The organism is Acinetobacter sp. YK3 (assembly GCF_001729365.1).
In the GTDB taxonomy this organism is placed as follows: Bacteria; Pseudomonadota; Gammaproteobacteria; order Pseudomonadales; family Moraxellaceae; genus Acinetobacter; species Acinetobacter vivianii.
On the sequence record NZ_LZPJ01000010.1, the window covers coordinates 1 to 10,423 of the forward strand.

The 10,423-nt window shown below is 39.5% G+C and carries 6 protein-coding genes and 1 pseudogene; 5 read left to right on the top strand and 2 right to left on the bottom strand.

The genetic code is table 11. The annotated features are described in order from the left end of the window. Window positions 1-13: 13 nt before the first annotated feature. The 5 genes and pseudogenes from A9Z07_RS17980 to A9Z07_RS01540 all read left to right on the top strand — a co-directional run. Window positions 14-272: pseudogene (locus A9Z07_RS17980) on the top strand (sulfatase); the annotation flags it as partial. Window positions 273-283: 11 nt separating this feature from the next. Further along, complete coding sequence (locus A9Z07_RS01525) at window positions 284-1,171, top strand: tetratricopeptide repeat protein (RefSeq protein WP_069576357.1); 888 nt, start codon at window positions 284-286, stop codon at window positions 1,169-1,171. A gap of 201 nt (window positions 1,172-1,372) precedes the next feature. Continuing rightward, window positions 1,373-2,374: a formylglycine-generating enzyme family protein gene (locus A9Z07_RS01530; RefSeq protein ID WP_069576359.1), complete on the top strand. Its 1,002-nt coding sequence runs from the start codon at window positions 1,373-1,375 to the stop codon at window positions 2,372-2,374. Between the two features lie 28 nt (window positions 2,375-2,402). Continuing rightward, window positions 2,403-3,380, top strand: a complete 978-nt coding sequence (locus tag A9Z07_RS01535) for a formylglycine-generating enzyme family protein (protein WP_069576361.1) — start codon at window positions 2,403-2,405, stop codon at window positions 3,378-3,380. Between the two features lie 202 nt (window positions 3,381-3,582). Further along, a complete protein-coding gene (locus tag A9Z07_RS01540) occupies window positions 3,583-4,575 on the top strand; it encodes a formylglycine-generating enzyme family protein (RefSeq protein WP_069576367.1) in 993 nt (330 codons plus the stop codon). Between the two features lie 24 nt (window positions 4,576-4,599). Here A9Z07_RS01540 and A9Z07_RS01545 read toward each other — a convergent pair whose 3' ends face one another. Continuing rightward, on the bottom strand, window positions 4,600-7,587 hold the full coding sequence (locus tag A9Z07_RS01545) for a hypothetical protein (protein ID WP_069576369.1): 2,988 nt from the start codon (window positions 7,585-7,587) through the stop codon (window positions 4,600-4,602). A gap of 6 nt (window positions 7,588-7,593) precedes the next feature. Next, the gene (locus A9Z07_RS01550) at window positions 7,594-10,359 is read right to left on the bottom strand and encodes a type VI secretion system Vgr family protein (protein ID WP_069576371.1); all 2,766 of its coding nucleotides are present in this window, start codon (window positions 10,357-10,359) and stop codon (window positions 7,594-7,596) included. Between the last annotated feature and the right edge of the window lie 64 nt (window positions 10,360-10,423).

Genomic DNA, 10,423 nt, shown 5'->3' on the forward strand with positions numbered 1-10,423 from the left:
AGCCTAGCTTTAAGTGCTTGGTGCCAAATCGACCGAAACAGCCACAAATGAAATCAAACCGTCATCTGAGCTACAACAAAAAATTCAGCAGCTAGGCGAAAAAACTAAAAAGAATATGATCTTTGTTGAAGGGGTTCTTTTATGATGGGCGACTTTGGCTCGGTAACCCGTAAAGGCAAACTTCCGATTACGGTTCTTTATGCTACTATGCCACTGCATAAAGTCACACTGGATAACTATAGCCGAATGCCTATAAAACCACTTTTGATGACAAGCATAGCTTATGCTATCTATATTTAAAGATATGGGGGTCAATATGAAAATTATCTTTCTATTCTTAACCGTTATTCTAGTTGGTTGTAATGCTTCGAATAAAAATGACAATGAAAAAAAATATACTAAAATCTATGAAAAATATAGTCATCATCTAAATGAATTAACAGCAGATGAGTTAAATGAATATGCGGCTTTACTGTATTATAAGGATCTAACAGATCAAGCAATATTTAGTTTTGATGAAAAAAGTGATGATGAAATCCAAGCTATTAAAGAAAAATCTATAAAAAATAATAAGGAAATAGAACAGTTATTTAAAAAAGCTGCTGATCATGGCAGTACATTAGCAAAAGTTAATTTAGCGAAAATATACACACAAATGCACTATGAATATTACAATCAAGACATAGATCAACAAGATCCCAATCAAGCTCCGAATGTTGTTCCAGTTATTTTCCAACTTTATAAAGAGGCTGCTGAGAATGGCAATGCGGATGCACAATTTAAATTAGGTGAATGTTACACTGTTGGATGGGGTACTACGATTGATTATCATAAAGCCATGTATTGGTATAAAAAATCAGCACAACAAGGCAATCCTGCTGCTATGAATAATATTGGCATGTTGTATCAACGAGGTTTGGGCGTAGAAAAAAATGGTGAAATATCAACAGACTGGTATATTAAAGCTGCCAACTTGGGTTATAGCCTAGCACAACACAATATGTTTCAGAATTATTATAATGGGCAAAATGGCCTACCAGAAAATGAAGAAAAAGCTATGAAATGGCGAGAGAAGTGCTCTTATAGATCAGAAGAAATCCCAATACAGCCTGTTTTTGATTTAGATTTTAATATTACAGAAACCTATCCAAATAAATGTAAAGAAGATTAAATATAATTTGATAGGGAGATAAGTATCTTATATGACCAAATTTTCTATTGAACCTCTAAGATATATTTGACTAAATCAAGATCTCCCCTCTATCAAATACTAAATTTTTAATTAAATTTAAATGACATAAATTTGCTGTTCGATGTCTGCTGATTTACTTAAATAGCTTACAATACATACAATTCAATGATTTTCAATAAGATGATGAAACGAAATATAGCTGTTATTTTATTCTCAAGCCTAGCTTTAAGTGCTTGCGCCAAATCACCTGAAACGAATCAGAAAGCCGTAAAGCCTTCTCCTGAGCTACAGCAAAAAATTCAGCAATTGATTGGGAAAACCAAAAAGAATATGATCTTCGTTGAAGGTGGTAGCTACCTGATGGGTGATTTTGGACTCATCACTCCTGAGCTCGAAAAAAACGTTCCTGAAAGCATGGCAATCAAGAATCCAAAAGGCAATACCGAAAAGCCTGATCACCTGCCTTTCTCACCGGGAAATGACAATAAGACTCTGCATAAAGTGACTCTCAGCAATTTTAATATGAATGCTTATAAAACAACATTAGAAGACTTTAATATTTTTACTGAGGCAACCGGACAACCTAAAAGCTATTACAATGAACTCTTTACCCCAGAAATCGCCCATGAAGTTGCGACAGGAATGGATTGGCAACAAGCCAAAGATTATTGCCAGTGGCTGGGACAACAAGTAGGAATGCCTATGGACCTACCGACAGAGGCACAATGGGAATATGTTGCACGCAATAAAGGTCAATACACAGCATTTGCAACCAATACAGGAAAAATAGAACCAGAAAAAAACTTATGGAAATTAAGTCAGTACGACAATTATAGACATACCAATAACCCTGATTCAGTACTTGAAATTCCTGTACTCGGCAAAACCCCTCCAAACCCTTTAGGTTTTTATGATCTGGTCACCAATAATTATGAATGGATGAATGACTGGTACGATAAAGATTATTATAAAAACTCACCAGTTGATAATCCAACAGGGCCTAAGTCTGGTACTGAAAAAGTATTACGTAGCTCCCCTCCAATGAGTGCGGATGATTTGATGATGGCTGGTGGCCTTAATGTAGAAAGAGCACACGCTCAACCCAAATCAAATGAGGAAAATAAAATGACTTATCGTTTATATGGTGTGCGCTGTGTCGCCAATCTTCCACATCCTTTTTAAGTCAGCATTCAATTTTAGGTTTTAAAAAATGATTAAACCCACTCTTATTGCTATTATATTTTCTAGCACTGCCTTAACCGCGTGTGCAAAACCAGCTTCAGATTCTAACCAAAAGACACAAGCATCAATTGCCCAGAAAAACCTGTCTGCCGAACAACAAAAGCAATTACAGCAACTCCTGGAAAAAACTAAAAAAAATCTCATTTTGGTCAAGGGTGGAACTTTTATGATGGGTGATTTCGGCCCTGAACATAGTATCGATAAACTTCCTTACGACGGCAAAGGTGACAGTAGCCCCTTACATAAAGTCACTTTAGATGACTTTTATTTAAGTGCTACCAAAGCCACTTATGCCGATTTTGATATTTATACTGATATCACTGGACAAAAAAAGGTTGGAGATTTTAAAGAACTTACACAAAAATATCGTATCCCAAGTTCTGCAGCTGGGATTAACTGGCAACAAAGCCGAGACTATTGCCAATGGCTTGGTCAGCAACTTAATTTAAAAATGGATTTGCCTACAGAAGCCCAATGGGAATATGCTGCCCGTAATCGTGGCCAATATGTCCTTTTTGCAACCGACAATGGGAAAATCGATATTGGACGTAATATATGGAGCTTTGAACAAAGACAAGCATCTAAAAAACCATTTAAAGTAACTAAAAGTATTTCCTTATTACAAAAATTTCCACCAAGTCCTTTAGGTTTCTATGACATGCTTACCGACAACTATGAATGGATGCTGGACTGGTATGATCCTGAATATTACGGTAAATCCCCTGAAAAGAATCCACAAGGCCCTGCTACAGGCACCTTAAAAGTGGTGCGTAGTTCTGCACCTGATGATGGCCAAAATATGCATATGGGTGGTAATGGCCTAACCATACAACGCTATGCTATGCATCCTGTAGCAGATCCAGAGTTAGTAAAAGAATCGAAAAATCAGAAGTATTATTTCGATTTTAATTTAAATAACTCAGTACGTTGCGCAGTAAATCCTTAATTTGCATACGTTCTAAGGTGTAACTTAAACATGGTACACCTTAGCTTCTTCTTCCTCCTATTTAAAACACCGAAGACCATCACATCAATTCAAGTAAAAATATGAGAAAATTTTAACTTCACATTTGGTTTTAATACTTAACACAATGTTTCTTTTCAATCCCGCAAAACTGTCTTAGAATTCTGACAATATCCGCAACCCAATGATTTTAAAAAAGATGATTAAACAAAACCTTGCGATTATTCTGCTTTCTAGCACTGCTTTAACCGCATGTGCAAAACCCAACTCAGATTCTAGCCAAAAGACACAAACACCAGTTGCCCAAAAAAACCTGTCTGCCGAACAACAAAAGCAATTACAGCAACTCCTAGAAAAAACAAAAAAGAACCTTATTTTAGTCAAGGGTGGAACTTTTATGATGGGTGATTTCGGCCCTGAGCATAGTGTCGATAAACTTCCTTACGATGGTAAAGGTGACAGCAAGCCCTTGCATAAAGTCACTTTAGATGACTTTCAATTAAGTGCTACCAAAGCCACTTATGCTGATTTTGATATCTATACTAATGTCACAGGACAAAAGCCTATTGGTGTTTTTGATGAACTTTCAATCAAATATCGTATTCCTACAGCTGCCGCAGGAATTAATTGGCAACAAGCTCGGGACTATTGCCAATGGCTCGGGCAACAGCTTAATTTAAAAATGGATTTGCCTACAGAAGCCCAATGGGAATATGCCGCCCGAAATCGTGGACAGTATGTTCTATATGCAACTGACAATGGAAAAATGGATATTGGTCGTAATATTTGGAGCTTTGAGCAGAAAAAAGCCTCTAATAAAAAATTTAAAGCAAGAAAAAATGTATCTACACTCCAGCAATTTCCTCCAAGCCCTTTAGGCTTTTATGACATGCTTACCGACAACTATGAATGGATGCTGGATTGGTATGATCCTGAATATTATGGTAAATCCCCTGAAAAAAACCCTCAGGGTCCTGCATCAGGTAAATTGAAAGTTGTACGTAGCTCGGCGCCTGATGATGGCCAGAATATGCATATGGGAGGAAAAGGCTTAACTATGCAACGCCATGCCATAGATCCTGTAGCAGACTCTAAACTTGTAGAGTATTACTCTAAAAAAGACTATCCATTTGATTATAATCAAAATAATTCAGTACGTTGTGCTGTAAACCCTTAATTCTCATACTGTCTAAGGTGTACCTTAAACATGGTACACCTTCTCTGATTCATCTTGCTCAAAAGGCGCTAAGATTTCAAGATTGCTGGCCATCAATGTTTGCTCTTCAAAACCTCTGGATATCCCCTGCTGTATCTTAAACTGTTCAAAATGCTGGTCATCCTGATTTCTTACTAACATATAATTCCAAGACGTACCTGTGACAGCTTTAGCCCCCTTACGGTATTTTAAATAATCTTTTAACCACTGATTAATATTAGTTCCTGCATAATCAATTCCTTGGTTAATACAACGAATGATATCTTCTGCATATTTGGGGTTTTCCCCATAATTTAAAAACCGAATCAGATCTCCTTCAACTTTACCGAATTGATCTCGGGTTAACTTTTCTCCCAGCGGATGAATATGTTGAATAGTATTTTGCCATTCTGCAGTCGTAATACAGGTCTTTAGAATATTAATCACCGCTGTCTTTCGGGCAGGAAAATATTTAACTTCAAGTTCACTAAAAGACACATGAATATCAAAGATCGGCGCTGTACTATGACTCCAATGAGTCACTGCATACAATAGAATACCCTTGGTTTCAGGAGGCGCAATGATGAGTTCCTCCCGTCCCTTAGCTGAGTTCACATGATTCGCTGTTTTTAAACGCTGTTGATCTTTATCAAGACTATCAATCCAGCGACTAAAATCCTCTGATAAAAATTCCACTCCCCGAGTTATTAGGTGATCATCACCAATACAATAAGCCAATACTTGTGCCATTACAGAGAAAGCTTGGCCTGCAATATAAACTAAGCTTCTAAACCCAGCCTGTAATAATTGTAATTTAATAAATCCGATATAATTCAGAATATGCTCGGTACCTACCGTAAAAGTTGCAACCCCTTTTGCCCCTACCCCCCAACATAGATGAGCAGCAGCGCGTATTTTAAAACATCCATCATCATAAATAATCTGAAATTGTCCTTGTGCTCCAGCTCCAGCACTAACCCCACCTCCACCTGTCGCAGCAGCAATGGTAACAAACTTTCCTTCGCCTCCTTTATCTATATTCGGTTTAAACCACTCAATTCCACCTTTGAGCACACCTTGTATTTGTGCACCAACAAAGGCGTTAATTCCTGCTGTTGCTTGGGGTTTTCCACTTTCTTGAGCCGCCGCAATTTCTTTTAGATCACCTTTTGCTGGCTGAAACATGGGTTTACGTTCACGATTCAGCATATTTGACATCGATTGTCCAGGTTCTCGCACGGCTGCAGTTAACACTTGCGTCGTACCCTGATAGCTAATATCAACTGATAAATTCCCTGCAATCCCAAGATTTGCTCCAGAGAAACCAGATAACTCAGCACCAATTAAAAACCGAATCGTACCTAAATCATAGTTTCCAAGTTCAAGGGCCCACCCAGATTCACAAGGATAAAACTTTCGCCACTCTTTTACACCTTCAAATAATGTCCATTTGGCAGATGCATCCCCGCTCACTTTCATTTTGACACCCTTTGAGGATGCACTGATCATACCTTCAGCACTTGAACCAGCCACCATACGCATCCACTGGGCTTCCTGACTCACCGTAATGTCACTGCTGCTAACATATTCTTCAGCAATTTCTCCCCCTAAACCACCAATCAGGTTATAAACGGCTTTATCCCCGCCCACTGATTTTTTAGCGGTCAATAACTGTTTTGCGAGTTTATCAAATTCCTTTTTGATGAGACTTGGCGGAGCAACCTGACCATTTTCCTGCTTAATCTTAACTTCTTTTTCTTCATTTAAGCGTCTTTGGCTATAACTCTTGTAATCAGAAACACGCAGATAACGTCTTGCTAGATTATACTTAGAAGCGCTCTGATTCTTTTCACCAGTTGTCTCAACAATCCATACTTCTTTTAGATCTGCAACTTGTTTAAATTCACCATTAATTTTTTCAATGGCTTTTTCCTGATTGATATTTAATCTTTTCTCAAGTTCCTTGATCTGCTCAAGATTTCTACTCTGAATCGCTCTTGTTAATTCACTATTAGAATGATGAACTTCCTTTATTGCATCTGATAAAATTTTTGTTTTTCGATCAAACTCAGCATAAAGTGCAGGAGGAAGTACCAAAACCTCATTGTCAGATGGATTGATGACAATGGGTGGTTTTTGATTCTCGCCTAAACTGGCTTTATTATTAATATCTGGATTGGTATTTGCTGATGCTGTTGGGAAAACAACCAGTCTAATATCCTGCTTGTCTACACAAGTAATTGGTTCATACCATTCACTTGTCTTTGACGTACTTCCCATCTGATATTTAATCTGGCTTTTCAGATGCGTATCCGCTTGTTTGGTATAACCCTTTTGATCTGTCGGTGTCGGCCTAAAACCAACTAAAGGTTTACTTTGTCCTTCTCCAAAAACTTGATAGCTCATATTCGGGATACCTTTACCTCGGCTATCAACAAAACGGTACAACACATACATTTTAAATTTCAAATATTTTCTAGACTTTATAATCGTTGTATTTTTCTTTTTGTATTCCTCATAAGAGATATCGAAACTTTCTTCAAGTTTATGTACACCGTGATTAAAAGCTGGCGGCATTTTAGATAAATTAAAAAAATTGCCTTTAGGATTTTTCTTCACCAGCTCTTTTAGTTCAGCACGTAATTTTTTGGATTTTTCCTGCTGAAGCTCAAACTGCTCTTTTGTTATAAACTTGATATTGTTCTCTAAACGACTATCTTGAATTTCAATAACATTTGTCCCGTCAGCCAAAACAGGTTTAATCAGCTTTTTAGGACTAAAAATGGTTTCATGACCCTGAACAAGAATATGCAACTTCCCATTTGCACTAATTTCAACGGGTTTAGTTTGCCCTTTATCATCGGTCACTCCAGTATAGGTAGTACGACTACCCTGTTTAGGACAGAAAATGAGGGTATAGTTAACATTTGCCAAGACCTTGTTTCTTTGGTTATAAAAAATAATCGTCTTTTCAATAACATTATATTTATTCATTATTTTTTAACCTTTTGTTACCAGCTTATATTTAGAAGCATTTTCATCATTAATGTGAATCGAAATTTTCTCTGAACTCTCAGTTGTAAATTTTTGAGTTTGGCCTGCCGCATTCGTACGACCAGTTTGCTGGCTTCCGTCTGCTCTAAACGCAATATATTCTACATTTTTCGCAGGTTTACCTTCTAAGTCTACAATTTCAAAAGTCAAATAACATGGGGAGCTATTAAATTTCCTTTCTGGAACCTCAACTTTCGCGCCACCCATAAACAAATGCTGCCCAGCCTTCACTTCAAACTTGCCACCTGTGGTTGGGAAAATCCCTGAACCATCCAGCTTGATCTGAGAACCACCCGCAGTAATCACAATCTCTTTCGGACTGGTAATTTCAATACGATCTTCGGTCGAAATAATCTGAATCCCTTGCTTGGCAAGCAAATCCATTCCATCTGACTGAGCCTGAACTTCAAACTTACCTTTTGCTGCGACCTGTTTAATCCCATTTTGCGCGGCAAACAGGCTCGCTTTACCACTGATATGGGCTACCAAATTCTTTTGTGTACTTAGATTAATACTGTCACCAGCAAACTGGTTGATCTGCCCATCCGCAGATAAATGAATATCTTCATTGGTGCTCAGGCCAATACCTGCTGGCGAACTCAATAACAGCATCGCCTTGTTAAACTTGGCAATATCAGCTTCAATTTCATCAGCAAAAGCTTTCAACTGATCAAGCGATTCAATCTCATCGGTCTGCTGGTTCTTGGCTACTTCACTTAAGGCTTTGGCATTGCTCTGGTTGCCTTCAAGCTGTTGCTTGGCTGGTTGGGCATCAAGATGTTCGCCTTGTGCCTGATCCTGCTTATGCGTGGAAACCAGTAGACCTTCTCCAGCTCGGACTGCACCCCATTGATCGGTACGCAATTCAAAACCTTCACCTCGGTCTTCACTTTCGGCCTTGTCTTTAGGATGGCTCAGTTTACCTAAGTTAAGTTGGCTGACGGCATGGCTGCTTTGTAGTTGGGCACTAATTTGTCCTGTGGTGTCATCAAAGCGTAACTGGTTAAAGCCTTCGCCCTGGTATTCTTTGGACTTGATCCCTGCCAGTTTCTTGGTGTCTGGCAGCTTGCCTGCATTGTCGAATTTGGTCGGGCTGCGTTGTGCTTCGTGAATGCGCCCCACCACAAACGGACGGTCAATGTTGCCATCAAAGAAGTCAATCACCACGATTTCATTGATACGTGGCAGAAAGCGGGCTCCATAGCCTTCTCCTGCCCAAGGCGTCAGAACATCAACCCAAGCTGAATCGGTGTCGTTGTCATTGGCACCTGCACCACCATCATGGCTGTGATCTTCATTGCGGGTAAACAAGAAGCGGACTTTAATCCGTCCCCATTCATCAACATGAATTTCTTCGCCACTTGGACCCACCACTTTGGCGCGTTGTGGAGAAGCTGCTGGGCGGTGTTGTAATGGATTGTATTCAGGAACCGTTTTGATGTTGCGGCGTTGCAGGATTAACTGGTTGGCTTGGCGTTCTGCTGTGTTGCTTTGTTGGGTGAGCTGCCAATGACTTTGTGCTAAGAGTTGATTAATCTGCTGCTGTAGATCTTTGGGCAAGTTGTTCTGGTTATAAAACTGTTTGCCTGTGATCAGAAATTCTTTGTCTACGCCACTGTGCTGGTCGATTTCAGGGTGTTCTGCCAGTTCAAACCAGTAACCGACATGAGTATCTCGCACGGTAGTATTCGCCACGAACTGTTTGGATTGTTGGTCGTAGTATTGACCCAAGTTTTGATTGAGCTTTTCAATTTGTGTATTGCCAGATTGAGTTGCGCCATCTTCCCCATTCAGGTCTTGCATCCAGGCGGGTGAGAAGTGCCATGCCTGTTCTAAACCAAGGCTGGCATTGTCATGTTGTTCACTATGTTTGTGGGTGCTTTGTACACTGCCTGCACCTTCTTCCTGTTCCAGTGCATCGGCTTGCCAGCGTTGTACATGCACCGCACTCGGTTGTAATGAGCGTTGCCCGACCAGACTGGTCATGCTGTCGTATTGTTCAGTGGCACTACTGCGGTGGTAGCGAATATGGCGACGCTCTAAGGCCTGATACTGGCTATTGTCATCAATTAAACGAAGTTTCTGGGCCTGAATCTGTTCGCTGGCACTACCGACTTTCAGCTTTGATTCGTCGACCAGCCAGTTAATCCCTTCGCTACGCATCAGACGGGTGAGAAAGTCATAGTCGCTTTCATTGGATTGCATGATAAATGGACGGACATCATAGTCCTGACTGAGTCCGCTTAAATCAAGTGTCAAGCTCGATGCAAATAAGGGACTTTTTTGTTGCCATTCTTTAAAGACAATTTCCACCACATCACGCACGCTTTTATTCATAAATACACGGCTGTTACGGCGTTGTTTCCACAGTGCAGTTGGGTCTTCGAGTGTCAGTTTATAGAGAGTTAAGCTACCGTCAGACTGGCCTTGTAAGGCTTGAGTAATAACCCCCGTGACACGGCTCAGTTGACCTTGATCGGTAACGGTGTCAATTGCGGCTTGGCTGCCAATAAATTGTTTGAGTGGAATGGTGGCATTGGTCGATAAACAGATCAGCTCTGCCTTAAAGCCAGCGTTTAATTCATGCTGGCCATCGATACGTTGCAGGAAGACTTGGGAATTTAAATTTTGATTCGAAAATTGAATATGGATCGCACGTTTCTGTGCTGTGAGGCCTAAACTTTCCAAGGCTTGAAATATATTACTCAACATATTTTTTATAAAATATTTACTCAAATTTTCCGCATTTTATACAAAATAGACAAATTTGTCTATT

What these genes read in the sequence shown, in the direction of transcription:
- A9Z07_RS01525 (WP_069576357.1), top strand. Translation starts at nt 284, where the DNA reads ATGCTATCTATATTTAAAGATATGGGGGTCAATATGAAAATTATCTTT.
- A9Z07_RS01530 (WP_069576359.1), top strand. Translation starts at nt 1,373, where the DNA reads ATGATGAAACGAAATATAGCTGTTATTTTATTCTCAAGCCTAGCTTTA.
- A9Z07_RS01535 (WP_069576361.1), top strand. Translation starts at nt 2,403, where the DNA reads ATGATTAAACCCACTCTTATTGCTATTATATTTTCTAGCACTGCCTTA.
- A9Z07_RS01540 (WP_069576367.1), top strand. Translation starts at nt 3,583, where the DNA reads ATGATTTTAAAAAAGATGATTAAACAAAACCTTGCGATTATTCTGCTT.
- A9Z07_RS01545 (WP_069576369.1), bottom strand. Translation starts at nt 7,587, where the DNA reads ATGAATAAATATAATGTTATTGAAAAGACGATTATTTTTTATAACCAA.
- A9Z07_RS01550 (WP_069576371.1), bottom strand. Translation starts at nt 10,359, where the DNA reads ATGTTGAGTAATATATTTCAAGCCTTGGAAAGTTTAGGCCTCACAGCA.